A 20037-nucleotide genomic window follows, 5' to 3' on the forward strand; every position below is an offset into this window, starting at 1 on the left:
GCGTGGGGGTCGGGGTCGGGGTGGCGGCGGCCAGCGTCACCGTGCCGGCGTCGCTGTCCTTGTCGTCGTTGCCGCATGCCGACAGCACCGCGGCGCCCGCCGCGGCGACGCCAAAGCCGCCGGCATAGCGGAAGAATTCGCGGCGCTCTGCGCGACGCTTGTCGCTGGCTTCGAGCACCTGCTCCAGGGGTTCCTGCTGGTCCATGGTACGTTTCCTACCTGTCGGTGCGTCAGTTGGCGTCGCTGGTCTTGACGGTGCCGTTCACCCCGGTGGGGAAGAAGCCGCCCTTGTCCGTCGCCGCTGCGCTTAGATACAGCACGTTGAGCGTCTGCTTGAGCGTGCGGCCCGGGATCAGCCCGTCGTCATTCGCCGGAACGATGTTGCTCGCGTCGCCGCGGTTGCTGATCCCCTGGTCGAGATCGCTGCTGCCATCATAGCCGTCGCGGGCATTGGACAGTCCGTCCGCCCGGATGATGAGCGCAGGATTGGCGGCACCCTTGGTATAGAGCGTCGTGCGAACCATGGCGCCGTGATAGCCCTCGGTCGACATCAGGCCGCTCATCACGGTGAGGAGCGCGCTGCTGCTGACCAGCGGCGCTGCACCGCGATAGGCGCTGACGCCCAGGTCCTCGAAGAGGAATGCCCCGAGAAGGAAGTTATCCTCGTTCGCGAACGGATCAAAGGTCTCGCCGGAGCCGATGATCCCCGCCGCGCGCGCGACCGTGGAAAAGGCGCTGGTGGCGCTGGCGCTAAAATCGATCGCCGGCTGGCCAACGGCTGCGGAGCCCAGGGCGGCGCGCAGGAACTCTACATGGGCAAGCTGGTCCTGCGCCATTTCGAGCGCCATCTGCCCGACGACCGCATCGCTGAACGTGACCTTGGTGCCGCCGGTCACCTTGCCCAGCGTTCCCGTTCCGGTGAGCAGGGTGTCGGCCAAGCCGGTGCCCGTGGTCGCAAGCGCATAATATTGCGCCTCGAGATATTCGAGGTTCAGCAGGAAGTTCAGGATGTCGGCGTCGTTGATGCCGCTGGTCGCCGAGGTGGTCGGCGTCGGGGTCGGCGTTGGCGTCGGCGTCGAGGAGCCGCCGTCGTCGTCATCGCCGCCGCACGCGCTCACCAGAGCGGCACCTGCTGCTGCGACGGTGAAGCCGCCCGCATAGCGCAGGAAGTCACGCCGGTCGGCCCGGCGCCGCTCCTGCGTATCCAGAACCTCGTCCAGCCCCGTGTGGTCGCTCATCAACGCCTCCCAATCAACACGTCGGTCCGCCGCGCTGCGGCTCTGCCGCGCTCAGCACCCGACGGCACGGTTCCATCCCCGCGGGGGCGTGGATAGTCCGTGTCCGAACCGCTGCTGTTACCGGCGAATGCAACGATTACCAACTGTCTTTCGCCATTCGTGATGCCGGTAAGCAGCAGGCTTGCCAGTAAAGACGCTGCGGGGGAGGGGGCACCCCGTGCGCCCGGCGGGCGCGCCGAAGGGTAGCACTGGCGCTAGTGCGACGTGGACTTGCTCGTCGCCAGACCATCTCGCTTGCTGGCTAAGCAAGGAGGGGCGTCACAGCATCTTCACCGCGTTGACGATGAACTGCATCGCCAGGGCGACCTGCAGCACGCCGAACACCGCCCCCAGTATCTCCAGCGGGCCCGGCCCCATCGCCCGCATGATCCACTTCGCCCGAAGCATCAGCAACCAGTTCATGAGGATGATGCAGAGCCCCACCGCGATGATGTCGATCTGGGCTCGCAAGTTCGGCACGGCCGCGGCAAATATGATCGGGATCGTGACCGCGATCGGCGGGAAGAGGCCGGGGAAGACGAGCGTTGTCGCGCGGAGCTTCAGCGGGTCCAGCCGGGCGGGTCCCTGCGCAGCGGGAACGAGCAGCGACTGGAGCGACAGGGCCAACAGCACCACGCCTGCGCTGCCGACCAACACGGGGAGCGTCACGTCCCATCCGGCCAGCGTCGACGTTCCCCCGAAGACTGCCAGGATGAAGGCGAGCGCGGTGAGGAGCGCGGCTCGCGTGGCGAGGGGGCGTACGCCGGGAGCCTTGTCGTCGGTGCCGACCGTCGCAAATACCGCAACCGCGCGGATCGGCCCCATGGTCATGAACAGCAGCCCGAAGAGCATTCCCAACGGGAGTTCCATATGAGCCTCGCCTCCGCCTTAACTGGAGTGTGGGTGCCCGTCGGGGCCTGTCCCCATCATCACTCGAGCTCCTGGACGCCCCCGCCCGACACGGTGAGGACCTGTCCGCTGATCCAGGAGGCTGCGGGCGAGCAGAGGAACAGCGCAGCATAGGCAATGTCCTCCGGCATGCCGAGCCGCGCGAGCGGAGTGTGTCGCAGCATCCTCTGTTCGATTACGGGGGTGAGGACCGAGGCGAGCGCATCGGTCTTGATCGCGCCGGGCGCGATCGCGTTCACGCGGATGCCCGACGGACCCAGATCGTAGGCGATGTTGCGGGTAAGATGGTTCACCGCAGCCTTGGAGGATGCGTAGGAGGCCATCCGCTCATTGCGGTTCTCACCCGCCATCGACGAGATGTTCAGGATCGCACCCGAGCCGTGGGCGGCCATGTGCGGGGCGGCGAGTTGCGCCAGGTGGAACAGCGAAAAGACATTCAACTCATAGGCCCAGCGGAAATCGTGCATCGGCATGTCGAACGGCTTGGGACCGCCGCCGCCGGCATTGTTCACCAGGATGGTGAGCGCCTTGAACTCGCCGATTGCGGCATCGACGGTCTTCTGCAGGTCCCCCTCGACGGTCACGTTGCAGGACACCGAGATCGCGTGTGCGCCGGCGGCGCGAAGATCGGCGGCAACGGCTTCCGCCTTGTCCTGATCGAGGTCGCTGACGACGAGCGCGGCGCCGGCGCCGGCGAACAGCCGGGCGATGCCGCGGCCGATGCCGCTGCCGGCGCCGGTGACCAGGGCCACCTGGTCGGTCAGGCGAAACCGTTCGGGGTCAAACAATCGGTCGTCCATGCGCTTTCCCTTCCGAGGGTGCGACACGGCCTGCTGCCGCATTCGGCCAGGTTCGTCCCGGATGCGTAGGGTTCAGGGTCGCACCCGAGGGATGCGGCGGCATAGGAGGTGCGGCAATCCGTAAGTCCCGCAGTGGCGGGCCGGCATGGCGCAATCAGAGAAGGCACTCCGGGCCCTTCCTGCGACCACTCGGTGAGCGCTTCACTGGGCGCTGGTGACATCTTCGCGCCGATCCTGTCGCTGGCGGCCTATGTCGGGCTGGCATTCGCCGGCGTCGTTCACATGATCATTCCGGCCGGCAGCGCAGGCTCCAGCGCATTTGCCATCGCTGCGCGATGAGCGGGTTGTTCACCGCCTCGGTCCGATCGCCGATGGTGGGGGTGGTGCTGACACTGGAACTGACCGGCGCCTATGCAGTCACGCTGCCCCTCGTCGCGACCTGCCTGGCCGCCAGCCTGGTGGCGCGCGCGCTGGGAGGCTCACCGATCTACGAATAACTGCTCGACCGCACCCTCAGGCTCGCCGGTGGGCTGAAGACGAACTGATCAGCGCGTCAGCTGCCATATATCGGTATCGTGAGACTGGATGTGCGAATGGACCATTCGTCCGGCCCAACGGGTCGCGCCGATTGCTAGGGCCGCCTTGCGGTTCCTGCCGGGGGAAACAACACCTGAAAAAGGTGGTGGACGCACTTGGGCTCGAACCAAGGACCCGCTGATTAAGAGTCAGCTGCTCTACCAACTGAGCTATGCGTCCGTCGCCTTTGGCGCGGTGCGGTGGGCCAGGCCCTCCGCGTTGGAGGCGGCCAATTAGCAACGGCCCCCGAGGCTGCCAACCCCTAAAATGCGGGGTCGGTCACTTTTTTCACCAGCGGGGGTGATCGCGGTTGCTGCGGTCGATCGACATCAGGATTCCCAACGTCAGCAGCACCGTCATCTGGGCCGAGCCGCCATAGCTGACCAGCGGCAGCGGGATGCCCACCACCGGGGCGAGACCCATCACCATCATCAGGTTGATCGCCACGTAGAAGAAGATCGTGGTCGCGAGCCCGGCGGCGGCAAGGCGGGCGAAACGCGTCTTGGAGCGGACGCCCACGTTCACCCCCCAGCGGATCACCAGCAGGAAGGCGAGGATCACCAGAATTCCGCCCGCCAGCCCCCATTCCTCTGCCATCGTGGCGAAGACGAAGTCGGTGTGCCCCTCTGGCAGGTAGTCGAGGTGGCTCTGCGTCCCCTGCAGGAAGCCCTTGCCGAACATGCCGCCTGAACCGATCGCGATCTTCGACTGGCTGATGTGGTAGCCAGCGCCCAAGGGGTCGCTCTCGGGATCGAGGAAGATGAGGACGCGGTTGCGCTGATAATCGTGCAGCAGGAAGTTGAAGGCGATGGGCACGATCACGACGAACGCAAGCGCCCCGCCGATGAACAGCCGCAGCGGCAGCCCCGCCAGGAACATGACCGTGAGGCCGCCGGCGGTGATCATCAGCGCGGTGCCAAGGTCGGGCTGCAGCATCACGAGCGCGGCAGGGATGCCCACCAGGCATGCCGCCGGCCAGATGGCGCCGAAGCGCCGGATCTCGGACGGGGGCAACAGGTCGTAGAAGCGGGCAAGCGCCAGCACGATCACCGGCTTCATCAGCTCCGAAGGCTGAAGCCGGATGATCCCGACATCCAGCCACCGCTGGCTTCCCCCGCGCACCGCGCCGAGGAGCTCGACCAGCAGCAGCAGCACCACGATCACGATATACGCCGGGATCGCGCTCCGCTCCCAAACGGACATCGGCACGCGTGAGATCACGATAGCGGCGCCAAAGAAGACCGCAAAGCGGATGCCCTGCCGCAGCGCCCAAGGGTCCATGCTGCCCCCGGCGGCCGAGAACAGCACCACGAGACCGAAGCCGCCGATCGCGAGCACCAGCAACAGCATGCGCCACGGCAGCTGCGCGAGCGCGGAGGGGACGAACCCGAGGCCGGTGCCGGAGTTCTTGATGCGCTTCATGCGGCGTGTCTCAATCCGGGTCCGGTCGGGTCTGCGACTGTGCTACGTCTGCCGCGGCCGCGGTGGTGTTCGCGATCGCGGCGTCGACCGCGTTGCCGACCGCGTCCGGGGTGTCGACGGTTGCAGGGGCGGGCGCGACCTGTGCGGCCGCGTGGGCGGCCTGGAACGCCGCTGCTTCGGCGCGCATCCGGGTCGCGATGTCGCCGCCCCAGGTGGGTTCGAACTCGGCCAGCGTCTTCATCGCGCGGTCCCGGTCGTAGAGATAGGTCAGGATATCGCGCCCCGTGATCGGCGTGTCGAGATTGCGGATCAAATGAGCGTTGTGCTCGAGTACGATCCCGGCGGCATATCGCGGGTTGTCGGCGGACGAAAAGCACACGAACAGGGCGTGGTCGCGCAGCCTGAAGGGAAGCTGCCCGTTTTTGAGCACCCCGGAGCGACGTTCCGCCATGGTGATGCGGCGGACCTGCGCACTGCCAGTCTTTCCAGCGATCGTGATGCCCGGAACCTGCATCCGTGCCGCGCCGCCGGTGCCGCCATCGTTCACGACTGCAAACATGGAATCCCGCACGATCGCCATCTGCTCGGGCGTAGCCGCGAGCAGGGGAGCCTCGGGCACGGGGCCGTTCATCAGCAATCGCGGCTGGAGCGCGCGGCCTGAGGCGAGCCTGGCTGCCATCACCGCGAGCTGGAGCGGGTTGGCGAGCATGTCGCCCTGGCCGATCGAGGCGTTGAGCGAATCCGCGACGGTCCACGGCTTGCCGCGCTTCTTGAGCTTCCACGCAGAGTCCGGAACGGTGCCGTAGCGTTGCGAGGTAAAGGGCAGGTCGAACTTCTGTCCAAGGCCGAGCGACCGCGCGACCGGTGCGAACATGTCATAGCCGAACCGGCGCGCCATCTCGTAGAAGTAGATGTCACAGCTCTGGGCCACGGCACGGCGCATGTTCACCGGGCCGTGGCCGCCCCGCTTGTGGCAGTGGAAGAGGCCGGTGCCGACGCGCATCGCGCCCGAGCAGAATACCGTTTCGTGCGGCTGCACGCCTGCCTGAAGCAATGCGAGCGCGTTCATCGGCTTGATGGTCGAACCCGGGGGATAGAGCCCCTGCAGTACCTTGTTCATCAGCGGAACATGGTCGTTTTCCGACAGCATCTTCCACTCAAGCCGGCCGATCCCATCAGAAAAGCTGTTGGGATCATAGGCCGGCATGGAGACCATCGCCAGGATGTCCCCGTTCAGGCAGTCGATCACGACGGCCGCGCCCGAGTTCGTGCCGAGGCGGCGGGCGGTATATTCCTGCAGGCCGGCGTCGATCGTCAGCCGGATCGTCTTGCCGGGACGATCGGGCCGGGTGGCGAGTTCGCGCACGGGTTCGCCCCGCGCGGTGACCTCCACACGCTTCTCGCCCGGAACGCCGCGCAAGTGAACTTCCAGTGACTTTTCAAGCCCATCCTTGCCGAGTTTGAAACCCGGTGTGATGAGAAGGCGGTCCTTCGTCTCCTGATACTGCTCGGCAGAGGCGGCGCCCACATAGCCGGTCAGGTGGGCGACTGCGGCCCCCATCGGATAGTTGCGCGAGAAGCCGCGGGCCGGGACGACCCCGGGCAAATCCGGCAAGCGGACGCTGAGCGCGGCATAGCGTTCCCACGGAAGGTTTTCAGCGATCTGAACGGGTTGCAACCCACGGCTACGTTTCAGATCGACCTCGATCCGCTCCATGTCCTCGTCCGAGAGGGCAAGCAGGTCCCGCAGCACGCCCAGGACGCGGGGTGCGTCTTTGAGTCGTTCCGGCACTACGTCGACGCGAAAGTCGGTGCGGTTGTTGGCGATCGGCGCACCGTGGCGATCCACGATCCAGCCGCGGCGCGGCGGGATCAGCGTCATGTTGATGCGGTTGCTCTCCGCCATCAACTCATAGTGCTCGTTCTCCGCGACTGCGAGCCACGCCATGCGCCCTGCCAGGAGCAGGCCGAAGCCCCCCTGGATCGCGCCCAGCGCGAACGCCCGGCGGGAGAAGGTGAACGCCTGGGTAGCCTCGGTAATGACGCGCGTCGGCCGGCTCATCGCCGCGCGCTCCGCCGGTACAGCCATGCGCACAGGCGGGTCATGGCCGGGAAGATCAGCCCGGACAGCGCGATCTGGATCAGCAGCGGCCCGTCGACATGGGCGGCCAGCGTGCCCGCAAAGACGCGGCCGAGCGAGAGGCACAGCGCGATGGCGCCGGTCGCGATCAGCCAGTCCTGCCAGAAATCACGCTGCACCAGACGGGTGTCGAGCACGTCGAGCGCGATCAGGCAGAGCGACCACAACAGCATGGAACTGCCCAAGGGCTGACCACTGACAAGATCGTCGAACAGCCCCAGCGGCGCTGCGGCCCATGCCGGCAGCGTGTTCGAGCGGTACAGGCGCCACGCGAGCAGCGCGATCAAACCAAATGGGGGCAGGAACGGAATGGTCGCGATGACGGGAAGGATCGTCATGAGCGATCCGACCAGCACCGTCGCCACGGCAGGGCGCCAGTAGCGGTAGGGGGGTTCAGGGACGGCCAGTTCGATTGGTACGGGCGCGCTCATTGCGCTCCGTCCGCTTGGGCCGGGGTGCTTTCGGCGGTACCCGGCGCCGCAGGGGGCGGCAACGGCGGCAGGAACGTCTCAAGCACCAACGCGAAGTCGGCGCGGTCGGGCTGCGCGAACACGCGCGCGGCCGCGGTGTCGCGGGCGTTCTGCAGGACCCGCGCGACCGGAATGCCGGGCGGGTAGATGCCGCCGATGCCCGAGGTGACGAAGATGTCGCCGGCCATGAACGGTGCGTTCGCGACATTCGCGGAGCGCACGTCCACCAGCCCGTCGCCGCGCCCGCTTGCGATCGCCGGCAGTCCGTCGCGGGTGCGGCGCACGGGGATCACGCTGTCGGGGTCGGTCAGCAACACCACGCGCGCGGTGTTGGGGCCGGTCTCAACCACGCGACCCAACAGGCCCTCAGGACCGCGAACCGGCTGGCCGGACCGCACCCCTTGAGAAGAGCCTGTGGCGAGGACGGCAAAGCGCCGCGTGCTCGATGCACTCGAACTCACCAGTCGTGCGGTCGCGACCGGTTTGGTAGCCAGTTCCTGCACCTGGAGTAGTCGGCGCAACCGCGCGTTTTCCTGCACTAGCAGACGCGCTCGCTGCACCAGCGCGGCCTCGTGCTCGATGCGCGCTCGCAGGGCGCGGTTCTCGTGGGTGACGCGGAAATGTTCGGCGACAGCGGCGGGGCCGCTGGCGATGAAGTCCCGGACGTTGCGCAGGCCCAGCGACACGGGCGCCGTGCCTTCGCGAACCACCCCGCGCAGCGCGGGGAAGGCGGCGGGGCGGAACGACGAGAGCAGTAACAGGGCGACCGCAACCAGCGCCAATGTCGCTGCTGCGACATAGCTCAAGAACACCCCATATTGCGCCCGGCGTGAGAACCCCGGGCGCCGATCGCGTTGCGGCGCCATCGCCGGCAACCCCTATCAGACGGCGAGCAGAACGCCCCGGTACACTTCTTCTTCAAGCGCGCGGCCAGTGCCGAGCGCTACGCAGGTCAGCGGGTCTTCCGCCACCGAAACCGGCAGGCCGGTCTCGTCCCGCAGCACCTCGTCCAGCCCATGCAGCAGCGCGCCGCCGCCGGTCAGGACGATGCCCTGGTCGACGATATCGGCTGCGAGCTCCGGCGCGGTGTTTTCGAGCGCGATCCGGACACCCTCGACGATGGTGTTGACCGGTTCGGCCAGCGCCTCGGCAATCTGGCCCTGGTTGATCTGGATTTCCTTGGGCACGCCGTTGACGAGGTCGCGCCCCTTGATGTGGATAACCTTGCCGATGCCATCGGCGGGCGGCTTGGCCGTGCCGACTTCCTGCTTGATCCGCTCTGCCGTGGCTTCGCCGATCAGGAGGTTGTGGTTGCGGCGGACGTAGCTGACGATCGCCTCATCCATCTTGTCGCCCCCGACGCGGACCGAGGTGGAGTAGGCGAGGCCGCGGAGCGACAGAACTGCAACCTCGGTGGTGCCGCCGCCGATGTCGACGACCATCGAGCCGATCGGCTCGGTCACCGGCATGTCGGCACCGATTGCGGCCGCCATCGGCTCCTCGATCAGGAACACCTGGCTGGCACCCGCATTGGAGGCCGCATCACGGATGGCGCGACGCTCGACCGAAGTCGAACCCGAGGGCACGCAGATCACGATCTGGGGCCAGCGGATGAAGTGCCGCTTGCCATGCACCTTCTCGATGAAGTGCTTGATCATCTGTTCTGCGACATCGATGTCGGCAATCACGCCATCGCGCAGCGGTCGAATCGCTTCGATCGAGCCCGGCGTCTTGCCCATCATCAGCTTGGCGTCGTCACCGACAGCCTTCACCTTCTTGACGCCGTTGAGAGTTTCTACGGCGACGACCGACGGCTCGTTGAGCACAATTCCGCGGCCGCGCAGGTACACCACCGTATTCGCAGTGCCCAGGTCGATCGCCATATCGTGCGACATGAATTTGAAGAAACGGGAAAAGAACGCCATCAGTTGTTCCGTCTGTCGCCGCGTCGCCCCCGTCGCGGCAGTTCGCACCAGTACCGGACCCGGCCGACTGGATTTCTCCGGCCGATTTACGTGGCGGATGCGGGTCGCGGGAAGGCGTCGCTTGGGCTAGAGCGACACCCATGTCAATACGACGCCTGCCCGAGCATCTCGTCAACCGCATCGCAGCAGGCGAAGTGGTAGAACGCCCCGCCAGCGCGCTGAAAGAGCTGGTGGAAAACGCCATAGACGCCGGCGCCGCGCGAATTGCCGTGCGGATCGCCGGCGGCGGCATCGACTTGATCGAGGTTACAGACGACGGATGCGGCATGACGCCGTCGGACATGGCGCTCGCGCTGGAACGGCACGCGACTTCCAAGCTGCCGGACGAGCGAATCGAGGCGGTGGAGACGCTGGGCTTCCGCGGCGAAGCGCTGCCATCGATCGCGAGCGTCGCACGGCTGACGATGGAAAGCCGGCCGCGCGGAAGCGTGGGCTGGATGCGGACCGTCGACAACGGCCGGGTCGAGGCAGAGGGCCCCGCCGCGGTGCCGCCGGGTACGCGCATCCGGGTCGAGGGGCTGTTCGCGCGCGTGCCTGCCCGCCGCAAGTTTCTGCGCACACCTCGTTCCGAGTTCGCCGCCTGCCTGGACGCGGTGCGGCGGCTGGCGATGGCCCGGCCGGACATCGCCTTTTCGATGGAGCATGACGGACGCCGAGCCCTGTCCGTGCAGGGCGGCGAGACTCAGCCGGAGCGAGTGGCGGGGCTGGTGGACCGCGCGCTGGCCGACAATAGCGTCGCGATCGACTATGTGCGCGAAGGGCTGCGGCTGGGCGGCGTCGCCGGGTTGCCGACCTTCAATCGTGGCATCGCCGATCACCAATATCTGTTCGTCAACGGCCGTCCCGTGAAGGACCGGCTGCTCGCGGGCGCGGTGCGGGGCGCCTATGGCGAGATGCTGGCGCGCGACCGCCATGCGGTGGTGGCGTTGTTCCTGGAGGTGCCGCCCGACCAGATCGACGTCAACGTCCACCCCGCCAAGACCGAGGTGCGATTCCGCGATCCGGCCCTCGCGCGCGGACTGATCGTCGGCGGCCTGCGCCGGTCCCTCGACGCTGCCGGCCATCGAAGCGTGCAGCGTCCGCAGGCGGACGCGCTGGCCGCCTGGCAGCAGGAGCCGATGGCCGCGCCGCAGCCGCACGGCATGCCGGCGGACGCGCTGTTCGCGGCGGCGGGGGCGCGAACGCCCTATGCGCCGGTGCCGAGCTTCCACGAACCACGCGCCGGTTTCTTCACGCCGCCGCCCCAGGCACGTGCCGAGGTGGCGGAAGCGCCGGTGCCGGCGACGACCTCTCACCCGCTAGGCGTAGCGCGCGGCCAGGTCGCGCAGACCTATATCGTCGCGGAGGCGGAGGACGGGCTGGTGCTGGTCGACCAGCATGCCGCCCACGAACGCCTGGTGCTGGAGCGCATGCGCCGGGCACTGGCCGAAGGCGGCGTGGCAACCCAGGCCCTGCTGCTGCCCGAAGTGGTCGAACTCGACGAACCCGCGTGCGACCGGCTCGAGGAGCGGAGCGCAGAGCTGGCGGAGTTCGGACTGGAGCTCGAGCGGTTCGGCCCGCGCGCGATGCTGGTCCGGGCTACCCCCGCGTTGCTCGGCAAGAGCGACATCGCCGGGCTGGTCACCGACCTGGCCGACGAACTGGCCGCGCACGACACCGCCTTCAGCCTGCGCGAGCGGCTGGACCATGTCGCCGCCACCATGGCCTGCCACGGTTCCGTCCGTGCGGGCCGGGTACTCTCGGTTGCGGAAATGAACGCGCTGCTCCGCGAAATGGAGGTCACGCCGCATTCGGGCCAGTGCAACCACGGGCGACCGACGTGGGTGAAGCTGTCGATGGCGGATGTGGAAAAGCTGTTCGGGCGGAAGTGAGATCTGCCTCGTTCCGGGCGAGCGGCAGAGAGGTGCCTTCGCCCTAGGGCCGCTGGCTCAGGAACCTGTTCTGCTCAGGCAGCGGCAGCCCGTTCCACCGGCGGACGATGACGTCGGCGGAGGCGAAGCACTGCCGATAGAAGTCTTTCCCATTCTCCTCCGCCGTCCGGGCCGAGGCGAGCGCCAGGGAAATCACCTCGTTGTTTGCGAGGGCCGTCGCGACGTAGGAACGCGGTACACCCCGTCTGGGAAGCGCCTCGTACAGATCCGAGCGGAAGCGCTCCACCGCGGCCCAATCCTTCACCCAGGTCGGGGCGGCGAGGGTGTGAATTGCAGAAGCCCTAGGGGCGGGAACCTGCCGCGCCGGCAGCGCCGGTTCGATCTGCTGCTCCCGCATCACCTTCGTAGCGGCGCCCTGCACCCATGCGCGCAACGTCACCGCGCCAAGGACGGGAAGAAGGGATAGGCCGTTGGTCGGGATGGCGAACAAAAGCGCGACGAAAATCAATACGCCCATGCAAGCCCCCCCTCCCGCGATCAAATCCCCCCTTTGAATGCACCCCCGTGCGCAGGATCTGAAAAGCTTGCGTCGCTATTAGCTCTAGAAAGCTAACAATCCGTAGCGGGACAGTTGCGTCGCAGCGCTATGCTTGAAGCGACAGCCGAGCGTTCTGTATATTTCGGGAAATAATTGCTGCCCGGATAGAAGGCGCATGGCGTTTCGCAGCAGCCTTCGATGCGTGCGTCGCAATCTGGCGGACCGTTGCCGCGGCGCAGGGTCGAGCTTGGCGCTACCGGTCGGCCCCCTCCCGCGGTTACCAGGACCGGTCCGGGGAGGGGGCGTTACTACTTCTGTGGGGCCCTTACGCCGCCGCGCGGCGGCGTTCGGCCATTTCGGCGTTGAGCATCTCGGCCAGCAAGAAGGCAAGCTCCAGGCTCTGGCCGGCGTTGAGGCGGGGGTCGCAATAGGTGTGATAGCGATCGCCGAGCGCCTGCTCGGTCACGGCCACCGCGCCGCCCGTGCATTCGGTGACGTTCTGGCCCGTCATCTCGGCATGGATGCCGCCGGCGAAGCTCCCCTCGGCGCGATGGACGGCGAAGAAGCCGCGCACCTCGGCCAGGATGCGGTCGAAGGGGCGCGTCTTGTAGCCGTTGGCGGCCTTGACGACGTTGCCGTGCATCGGGTCGCAGCTCCACACTACCGGATGTCCCTCACGCTGGACAGCGCGGACGAGCGTGGGCAGGTGCTTTTCGATCTTGTCGTGGCCGTAGCGGGTGATCAGCGTCATCCGGCCGGGCACGCGGGCAGGGTTGAGCACATCCAGCAGCCGCAGCAGCGCGTCGGGCTCCAGGCTGGGTCCGCACTTCATCCCGATCGGGTTGCGGATGCCGCGCAGATACTCGACGTGCGCCGAGCCCTCGAACCGCGTGCGATCGCCGATCCAGAGGAAGTGGGCGGACGTGTCGTACCAGTCGCCGGTGAGCGAATCCTGCCGGGTCAGCGCCTGCTCGTACGGGAGCAGCAGCGCCTCGTGGCTGGTGTAGAAGCTGGTCGCCTTCAGTTGCGGCACGCTGTCGGCATCGATGCCGCAGGCCGACATGAAGTCGAGCGCCTCGCTGATGCGATCGGCGATATCGGCATATTTCTGGGCAAGCGGACCGCTGCCCATGAAATCGTGGGTCCAGCGATGGACCTGGTGCAGGTTCGCATAGCCCCCGGTCGCGAAGGCGCGCAGCAGGTTGAGCGTTGCCGCCGACTGCGAATAGCCACGGATCATCCGCTGCGGATCCGGGATGCGGGATTCCGGCGTGAAGGCGATGTCGTTGATGATGTCGCCGCGATAGCTCGGCAGTTCGACGCCGTCCTGCACCTCCATCGGCGCCGACCGCGGCTTGGCGAACTGGCCCGCCATGCGGCCGAGCTTCACGGTCGGCAGCTTGGACGCAAAGGTCAGCACCACGGCCATCTGCAGCAGCACGCGGAAGGTGTCGCGAATGTTGTTCGCGCTGTGCTCCGCAAAGCTCTCCGCGCAGTCGCCGCCCTGAAGCAGGAAGGCGCGGCCGGCCGCGACCTCCGCCAGGTCGGCAGTCAGGTTGCGTGCCTCACCCGCGAACACCAGTGGCGGAAAGCTCGAAAGCTGCGCGGTGGCAGCGTCGAGCGCCTGCGTATCGGGATAGTCGGGCATCTGGCGGGCTTCGGCCCGTGTCCAGCTGTCAGGCGACCAGTTCGCGGCCATGGTATTCTCCAGCAAGGGAGCCGGGATGAACCAGTCGGCATGGTGCGCGATGCCGTTCGCGGCGATCTGATTGACCACCTTGGCATTCGCGCGCTTGCCGTCTTCTTCCCAGCCTTGGACGGTGCTGCCGGGGGTTTCGTACCACGCACCGAAAGCCGCGCGGGTCAGCGCGCGCTCTTCGCGGAAACGTCGGATCTTGGCACCGGCTAGCGTCGTCATGCCGCGGCGTTACCCGATCGGGGTAATCACATGCAACTGCTTTGTGGCTCCCTTAGAAGCTGGGCCGCCAATCCCATCCCAGCGGGTCGCCATCCATGACCTCGATCCCGGCGGATGCCAGTTCGTCGCGGATCGCATCGGAGCGCGCGAAGTCCTTGTCCGCGCGCGCCTGTTTGCGCTCCTGAAGGCGGGCCTCCACGATGTCCGCGGTCAAAGCGGCCCCTGCCGGACGCACGCGTAGCGAGGCGCGATCGAGCGCCAGCAGGTCTAGCCCAAGCACCGCGTCGAACTGGGCGAGGGCGGCCAGACGGTCCGCCGGCGACAGCTTCTTGTCCGCGAGGAGCTCGTCGAGGACCGGCAGCGCGCGGGGCGTGGCGAGGTCGTCCGAGACCGCCTCGTCCAGGCGTGCCAGATAGGGCTCCCCCTTGTCGGCGTTCCCCTCGGTGTCGCCAGCGCGTGCCTTGAGCGCGGAGACGGTCATCACCAGCCGCTTCAGGCGAGTCAGCGCGGCCAGCAGGTTCTCGCCCGAGAACTCCAGTTCCGAGCGGTAATGCGCCGACAGGCACATCAGCCGGTAAGCGAGCGGGTGGACGCCGGCGTCGATCAGGGTCTGGAGCGTCGTGAACTCGCCCTTGGACTTCGACATCTTGCCCGAACGCTCGACCAGGAAGTTGTTGTGCAGCCAGAAGCGCGCGCCGGTGAAATCGGGGTTCGCATCGGTGCAGCCGCAATAGGCCTGGTTTTGCGCGATCTCGTTGGGGTGGTGGATCTCCCGGTGATCGATGCCGCCCGTGTGGATGTCGAACGGCTCGGGCCCGAGGTACTTCAGGCTCATGACCGAGCACTCGAGATGCCAGCCAGGCGCGCCCTTACCCCAAGGGGAGTCCCATTCCATCTGGCGCTGCTCTCCCGGCGGCGACTTGCGCCAGATCGCGAAGTCCTGCGGGTGGCGCTTGCCAGCGACCGGATCGATGCGCCCGGCGGCCGCGTCATCCTGACCGCCGGCGAGCCGTCCGTAGTTGGGGACGCTGCTGCTGTCGAAGTAGAGACCGCTTTCCAGTTCGTAGCAGTGATCCGGCGCGATCTTTTCCGCAAAGGCGATCATCTCGGCGATGTGGTCGGTCGCGACCGACCAGCGCGTGGGATCGATGATATTGAGGTCGGCGAGGTTCTGCTTGAACGCGGCGGTGTAATGGGCGGCGATGTCCCAGATGCTTTGCGCCTGTGCGCGGGCCGCCGCCTCCATCTTGTCGTCGCCTGCGTCGGCGTCCGAGGTCAGATGGCCGACATCGGTGATGTTGATGACGTGGGTGAGGGGATAGCCCTTCCAGCGCAGCACACGGCCCAGCGTGTCGGTGAAGACATAGGCGCGCAGGTTGCCGATGTGGGCGTAGTTGTAGACGGTCGGACCGCAGGAGTAGACGCGCACGCCCCGCGCCGGGTCCACCGGGTCAAAGCGCTCCAGCGAGCGGGTGAACGAATTATAGAGCGTGAGCGGTGCGGTCGACATGCGGCGCGCATAGCCCTTGCGCGGGTTGCTGCCAACGCGTTCGAACGACTTTGACGGCGCGAGGGAACGGCGGCGCGCGCTGTCTGTTGGCTGCACAAGGCGATTTCAAAGCGCCCAAAGCAGAAACAGCCCAGGAGCGATGCGATGAGCGAAGAGGCCCGGGACGACGCGCCCGATATTCTTGCCAAGGACGCCGACGTACGGCGTGGCGATACACCGGGAGGAGAGTCCTCGGTGAGTGGCGTCGCCGTTACGATCAACAAGCCGCGCCAGGAACTCTATGCCTATTGGCGTGACTTCTCCAACCTTGCGGGCGTCATGGAGAATGTCGAGTCGATCGAGGTGATGGACCGCACCCGGTCCCATTGGAAGGTGCACGGCCCGAACGGCACCTATGAATGGGATGCCGTCGTCACCGAGGATGTCGAGGGCGAACGGATCGCGTGGAAATCGGCCGAGGGCGCCGATGTCCAGAACAGCGGCTGGGTGTCCTTTACGGATGCGAACCCCGGGCGGGGCACGGTCGTGACCGCAGCCATTGCCTATGACCCGCCCGGCGGCCTGATCGGCAAGGTGGTCGCCAAGCTGACCCAGAAGGAGCCGCGAATTCAGGCGCGGCGGGACTTGCGGCGGCTGAAACAGCTGCTCGAGACCGGCGAGATCGCGACGAGTTCGCCGCCCAATCCTGCCCCCAAGGCCTGAACCTTCCCCTTTTCTTCGCAAGGAAAACCAGATGCGAGCGCTCACCTGGCACGGCAAGCACGACGTCCGCGTGGATACGGTTCCCGATCCCGAAATCCTCAACCCGCGCGACGCGATTCTGAAGATCACCTCGACCGCGATCTGCGGGTCCGACCTGCACCTGTATGACGGCTATATCCCGACCATGCAGGCGGGCGACATCCTGGGCCATGAGTTCATGGGCGAGGTGGTCGAGACGGGCCCGAAATCCACGCTCAAGAAGGGCCAGCGGGTTGTCGTCCCCTTCGTGATCGCGTGCGGCGAATGCTATTTCTGCGGCAAGCAGCAATATTCGGCGTGCGACAACTCCAACCCGGCGGACAATCAGGACATCGCCCCGAACATCTGGGGCGCGGCGCCGGCGGGGTTGTTCGGCTATAGCCACATGACCGGCGGCTATCCCGGCGGACAGGCCGAATACGTCCGCGTGCCGTTCTCGGACGTCGGGCCGATCGTGATCCCGGACGGGATCGAGGACGAGAAGGTGCTGTTCCTGTCGGACATCCTGCCGACCGGCTGGATGGCGGCGGAAAATTGCGACATCGAACCGGGTGACACGGTCGCGGTCTGGGGCTGTGGCCCGGTCGGGCTGTTCGGCATCCAGTCCGCGTTCGTGATGGGCGCGCATCGCGTCATCGCAATCGACCACTTCCCCCACCGGCTGGAACTGGCCAAGCAGATGGGTGCGGAGGTCATCAACTTCGAAGACACCAACGTCTACGACGCGCTGATGACGATGACCGGCGGCATCGGCCCGGATGCGGTGATGGACGCGGTCGGGCTCGAGAGCCACGGTCTCTACCTCGACAATGTAGTGGACCAGATCAAGGCATCGACCTTCCTTGGCACGGACCGCCCGCACGCTCTCCGCCAGGCGATCATGGCCTGCCGCAAGGGCGGGCGCGTGTCGGTTCCCGGTGTCTATGGCGGGTTCGTCGACAAGTTCCCGTTTGGGGCCGTCATGGAAAAGGGCCTGACCCTGAAGACCGGCCAGACCCATGTGCAGCGCTACCTGCCGGCGTTGCTTGAGGCGATCCTGGAGGAGAAGCTCGACACGACCTTCCTCATCTCCGACCGGATGAGCCTGGAGGATGCGCCCAAGGGCTATGCGAAGTTCAAGAACGAACAGAATGAATGCACCAAGGTGGTGCTGAAGCCCGACTTCGCCAAAGCGACGGTCTGAGCCAGAGGAACAGCAGATGGCAGAGAAACTGGCAGTGATCACCGGTGCCTCGACGGGCATCGGGTACGAGATCGCAAAGATCGCGGCGAGCGAGGGATATGACCTGATCGTCGTTGCCGACGAGCCGCAGATCAACACCGCCGCCGGTGATTTCGGCGCCGACGGCGTTTCGGTGCAGGCCGTACAGGCGGACCTGTCGACCATCGAAGGAAACGACCAGCTGCTCGCCGCAATCGGCGAGCGGGTGATCGATGTCCTGGTCGCGAATGCGGGCCTCGGCCTCGGGCACGCATTCCTCGAACAGGACGTGGATGCATGGCGGCATGTCATCGACACCAACGTCACGGGCACCACCTATCTGCTGCAGAAGGTGCTGCAGCAGATGAAGGCGCGCGACGCGGGTCAGGTCCTGATCACCGGATCGATCGCGGGGCTGATGCCCGGGGCCTATCAGGCGGTGTACAACGGGACGAAGGCGTATCTCGACAGCTTCGCCTATGCGCTTCGCAACGAGATGAAGGACACCAACGTGTCGATCACCGTGCTGATGCCAGGGCCAACCGAGACCGAGTTCTTCCGGCGCGCCAACATGCTGGATACGCCGGTCGGAACCCAGGAAAAGGACGACGCCGGCATGGTCGCGCGGACCGGCTGGGACGCGATGAAGAAGGGGTCGGCGCATGTCGTTGCCGGCACCAAGAACAAGATCCAGGCGGCCGTGAGCCATGTCGTCCCGGATACCGTGCTTGCGCGGATGCACGAGAACCTTGCCAAGCCGAACGACGCCTGAACGACAGCCCCGACGCAGGATCGCTGCGTCGGGGCATTACTTGCGATTAAAAGAGCGTTTGTCCGTCAGCCGGCGAGGGGCGTCGGGATCGGCGCGGGTGCCGCCTCCACGGTCATCGTGCGCGGCTTCTCACCGAGTGCCGCCCGGACCATTGCGTCCCAGATGTCGGCGGCGTCGGCGCTGCCCCCAAGCGCATTGCCGGCCGTGACCATTTCCTGGCTGGCCTCGCGCAGCGACCGCAGGATCGCGGCGGCTCGGGGCAATTCCTCGGGCACCCGTTCATTGACCTCGATGCTGACGACTTCGTCAGGCTCTGCGTCACCATGACCATTCGGGCTCAGCGCGTGCGCGACCAGCACGCGGGCGATGCGTTCTATGGGCGAGGTGGCAGCGATGTGGGTCATGGGGGCTCTCCTTTTCCCGATCGAACGCGCTGGTCCGCTGCTGCGTTCCGGGGGGCGATGGTTGACAAGCCGGCGACGGCCAGTGCGTGGGGAGGAGGATGAAACCGCCGAACGCTGTTGCCGATCATCGCTTGCCGGTGAGGCCTGACCGGCCTTCGTTCGGGCGCATCACGTTCTTTGCGTCGGGCGATTTCGCCTGCAATCTCTATTGGCAGAGCCTCAGCTTCTACCTGCTGTTCTTCTACACGGATGCGCTGCGGCTTTCGCCGGCGGTGGCGGGCTTCGTGCTGCTGGCGGGCGCCGTGTGGGACGGGATCGCGGCGCTGATGGTCGGCATCCATGCCGAGCGCTCCGGCCGCGATTACCGCTGGTTCGTGACGGCAGGGGCGCTGCCAGTCGGGATCGGCTTCGTGCTGCTCTATGTGGCTCCGCCGCTGGAGGGCGCTGCGTTGATCGGCACGGTGCTGGCGATGCACCTGTTGTTCCGAACCCTCTATGCGTTCGTCAACATCCCCTATTCCGCCATGACGGCGCGGATCACGGGAGACAGCGGCCAGCGCACGCTGATCTCTGGCTTGCGCATGTTGTTCGGAACCGCTGCGGCGCTTGCGGTCGCACTCGGCACCGAGCGCATCGCGGCGCTGCATCCGGGCGGGATGGGGAGCACGCAGGGCTATTTCGCCGCCGCGCTGCTGTTCGGCGCTGTGGGTGCCCTGTTGCTCCTGATGGTGGGACGCAGCGCGCCGCCGGCACGGGGGCAGGCGGGCACCCCGGTCTCCCTTCTGGTCGCGATGCGTGTGCTCGCCCGAAACCGGGCGTTCGTGACCCTGAACCTCGCGATGGCAGGGGTCGGCATGGCCGCGACGGCGCTCACGCGATCGGTGCTCTACTATTTCAGCTATGTCGTGGGCGACAGCACCGGCGGACCTGCTGCGTTGGCGATGATGGGGTTCGCGGGCGCGGTGTTCGTCCCGATTTGGATGGCGATCGGCGCTCGCACGGGGACCCGCGCGCTGTGGTTCCTCTCCGCCGCGGTCGGGATCGCGGCCGTAGCAGCGTTTGCCGGTTTCGGCGGCAATGATGGGCCGACGGCGCAGATGTTCCTGGTGGTGATGCAGGCCGCGCTCGTCGGCTTCAACCTGGTGTTTTGGGCGATGCTGCCGGACACGGTGGAATATGGCGAGCACCGCGCCGGAGTGCGGGTGGAGGCGCTCGCGTTCGGCGTCTCCGCGCTGGTGCAGAAGCTCGCACTCGGCTTCGCATCTGCGCTGATGGGAATGGTCTATCAGCTGGTCGGGTATCAGCCCGATCTGCCCCAGACGCCGGAGGCGGTGACGGGGATCCAGTGGATCATGCTGGGGATGCCGGCGCTGTGCCTGGGGCTGTCTGCGCTGGTGATGCGCGCCAACCCGCTGCGGCGCGGGACCCATGCCGCGATCGTTGCCGATCTCGCCGCCCGGCCGGGCAGCAGGGAAGGGTAGCCGAGCTCCTGCCTGAACAGGA

Annotated in this window: 19 protein-coding genes, 1 tRNA gene and 1 pseudogene; 7 read left to right on the top strand and 14 right to left on the bottom strand. The window is 66.8% G+C overall.

Annotated elements, in window-relative coordinates; genetic code table 11:
- The 4 genes and pseudogenes from QP045_RS19100 to hdhA all read right to left on the bottom strand — a co-directional run.
- Window positions 1-205: pseudogene (locus QP045_RS19100) on the bottom strand (ferritin-like domain-containing protein); the annotation flags it as partial.
- A 25-nt stretch (window positions 206-230) separates the two neighbouring features.
- Entirely contained in the window at window positions 231-1238 is a 1008-nt protein-coding gene (locus QP045_RS19105; protein WP_422516598.1) for a ferritin-like domain-containing protein, read from the bottom strand.
- A 318-nt stretch (window positions 1239-1556) separates the two neighbouring features.
- On the bottom strand, window positions 1557-2147 hold the full coding sequence (locus QP045_RS19110; RefSeq protein ID WP_422516599.1) for a MarC family protein: 591 nt from the start codon (window positions 2145-2147) through the stop codon (window positions 1557-1559).
- A 59-nt stretch (window positions 2148-2206) separates the two neighbouring features.
- Window positions 2207-2986: a 7-alpha-hydroxysteroid dehydrogenase gene (gene hdhA, locus QP045_RS19115; protein WP_422516600.1), complete on the bottom strand. Its 780-nt coding sequence runs from the start codon at window positions 2984-2986 to the stop codon at window positions 2207-2209.
- Window positions 2987-3178: 192 nt separating this feature from the next.
- Between hdhA and QP045_RS19120 the strand changes: the two genes are divergently transcribed.
- Both QP045_RS19120 and QP045_RS19125 read left to right on the top strand, forming a co-directional pair.
- Window positions 3179-3325: a hypothetical protein gene (locus QP045_RS19120; protein WP_422516601.1), complete on the top strand. Its 147-nt coding sequence runs from the start codon at window positions 3179-3181 to the stop codon at window positions 3323-3325.
- On the top strand, window positions 3322-3483 hold the full coding sequence (locus tag QP045_RS19125) for a chloride channel protein (RefSeq protein WP_422516602.1): 162 nt from the start codon (window positions 3322-3324) through the stop codon (window positions 3481-3483). The genes QP045_RS19120 and QP045_RS19125 overlap by 4 nt, the downstream gene beginning before the upstream one ends.
- Before the next feature lie 183 nt (window positions 3484-3666).
- On the opposite strand, the gene QP045_RS19130 is transcribed toward QP045_RS19125, so the two are convergent.
- From QP045_RS19130 to QP045_RS19155, 6 genes are all read right to left on the bottom strand, one after another.
- Window positions 3667-3742 (bottom strand) — tRNA-Lys (locus QP045_RS19130).
- Between the two features lie 108 nt (window positions 3743-3850).
- Window positions 3851-4984 (bottom strand): rod shape-determining protein RodA, encoded by a 1134-nt coding sequence (gene rodA, locus QP045_RS19135; protein ID WP_422516603.1) that lies wholly within the window; start codon window positions 4982-4984, stop codon window positions 3851-3853.
- 10 nt (window positions 4985-4994) lie between these two features.
- Complete coding sequence (gene mrdA / locus QP045_RS19140) at window positions 4995-7046, bottom strand: penicillin-binding protein 2 (RefSeq protein WP_422516604.1); 2052 nt, start codon at window positions 7044-7046, stop codon at window positions 4995-4997.
- Complete coding sequence (gene mreD, locus QP045_RS19145; protein WP_422516605.1) at window positions 7043-7489, bottom strand: rod shape-determining protein MreD; 447 nt, start codon at window positions 7487-7489, stop codon at window positions 7043-7045. Before mreD ends, mrdA begins: the two co-directional genes overlap by 4 nt.
- Window positions 7490-7551: 62 nt before the next feature.
- Complete coding sequence (gene mreC / locus QP045_RS19150) at window positions 7552-8460, bottom strand: rod shape-determining protein MreC (RefSeq protein ID WP_422516606.1); 909 nt, start codon at window positions 8458-8460, stop codon at window positions 7552-7554.
- 15 nt (window positions 8461-8475) lie between these two features.
- Window positions 8476-9519, bottom strand: coding sequence for a rod shape-determining protein (locus tag QP045_RS19155; RefSeq protein WP_422516607.1), 1044 nt, complete (start codon window positions 9517-9519; stop codon window positions 8476-8478).
- A gap of 140 nt (window positions 9520-9659) precedes the next feature.
- Between QP045_RS19155 and mutL the strand changes: the two genes are divergently transcribed.
- Window positions 9660-11450, top strand: a complete 1791-nt coding sequence (mutL, locus tag QP045_RS19160; protein ID WP_422516608.1) for a DNA mismatch repair endonuclease MutL — start codon at window positions 9660-9662, stop codon at window positions 11448-11450.
- Window positions 11451-11493: 43 nt separating this feature from the next.
- Here the strand turns inward: mutL and QP045_RS19165 are convergent, their stop codons facing one another.
- From QP045_RS19165 to cysS, 3 genes are all read right to left on the bottom strand, one after another.
- Window positions 11494-11967, bottom strand: coding sequence for a hypothetical protein (locus tag QP045_RS19165; protein WP_422516609.1), 474 nt, complete (start codon window positions 11965-11967; stop codon window positions 11494-11496).
- A gap of 346 nt (window positions 11968-12313) precedes the next feature.
- Complete coding sequence (locus tag QP045_RS19170; protein ID WP_422516633.1) at window positions 12314-13687, bottom strand: class II 3-deoxy-7-phosphoheptulonate synthase; 1374 nt, start codon at window positions 13685-13687, stop codon at window positions 12314-12316.
- Between the two features lie 271 nt (window positions 13688-13958).
- Window positions 13959-15416 (bottom strand): cysteine--tRNA ligase, encoded by a 1458-nt coding sequence (gene cysS, locus QP045_RS19175; protein ID WP_422516610.1) that lies wholly within the window; start codon window positions 15414-15416, stop codon window positions 13959-13961.
- 144 nt (window positions 15417-15560) lie between these two features.
- Here cysS and QP045_RS19180 point away from each other — a divergent pair, with 144 nt between their 5' ends.
- The 3 genes from QP045_RS19180 to QP045_RS19190 are packed head-to-tail and all read left to right on the top strand — an operon-like array spanning window position 15561 to window position 18130.
- Window positions 15561-16118 carry an SRPBCC family protein gene (locus QP045_RS19180; protein WP_422516611.1) on the top strand — a complete coding sequence of 186 codons (558 nt, stop codon included), beginning with the start codon at window positions 15561-15563 and terminating at the stop codon, window positions 16116-16118.
- A 31-nt stretch (window positions 16119-16149) separates the two neighbouring features.
- Window positions 16150-17340 carry a zinc-dependent alcohol dehydrogenase gene (locus QP045_RS19185; protein ID WP_422516612.1) on the top strand — a complete coding sequence of 397 codons (1191 nt, stop codon included), beginning with the start codon at window positions 16150-16152 and terminating at the stop codon, window positions 17338-17340.
- 16 nt (window positions 17341-17356) lie between these two features.
- Window positions 17357-18130, top strand: a complete 774-nt coding sequence (locus QP045_RS19190) for an SDR family NAD(P)-dependent oxidoreductase (protein ID WP_422516613.1) — start codon at window positions 17357-17359, stop codon at window positions 18128-18130.
- A 65-nt stretch (window positions 18131-18195) separates the two neighbouring features.
- On the opposite strand, the gene QP045_RS19195 is transcribed toward QP045_RS19190, so the two are convergent.
- Window positions 18196-18534, bottom strand: coding sequence for a hypothetical protein (locus QP045_RS19195; protein ID WP_422516614.1), 339 nt, complete (start codon window positions 18532-18534; stop codon window positions 18196-18198).
- A 98-nt stretch (window positions 18535-18632) separates the two neighbouring features.
- Between QP045_RS19195 and QP045_RS19200 the strand changes: the two genes are divergently transcribed.
- Window positions 18633-20015, top strand: a complete 1383-nt coding sequence (locus tag QP045_RS19200) for an MFS transporter (protein WP_422516615.1) — start codon at window positions 18633-18635, stop codon at window positions 20013-20015.
- Window positions 20016-20037: the final 22 nt, after the last annotated feature.

Source organism: Sphingomonas sp. 3-13AW (assembly GCF_049311085.1).
GTDB lineage: Bacteria > Pseudomonadota > Alphaproteobacteria > Sphingomonadales > Sphingomonadaceae > Sphingomonas.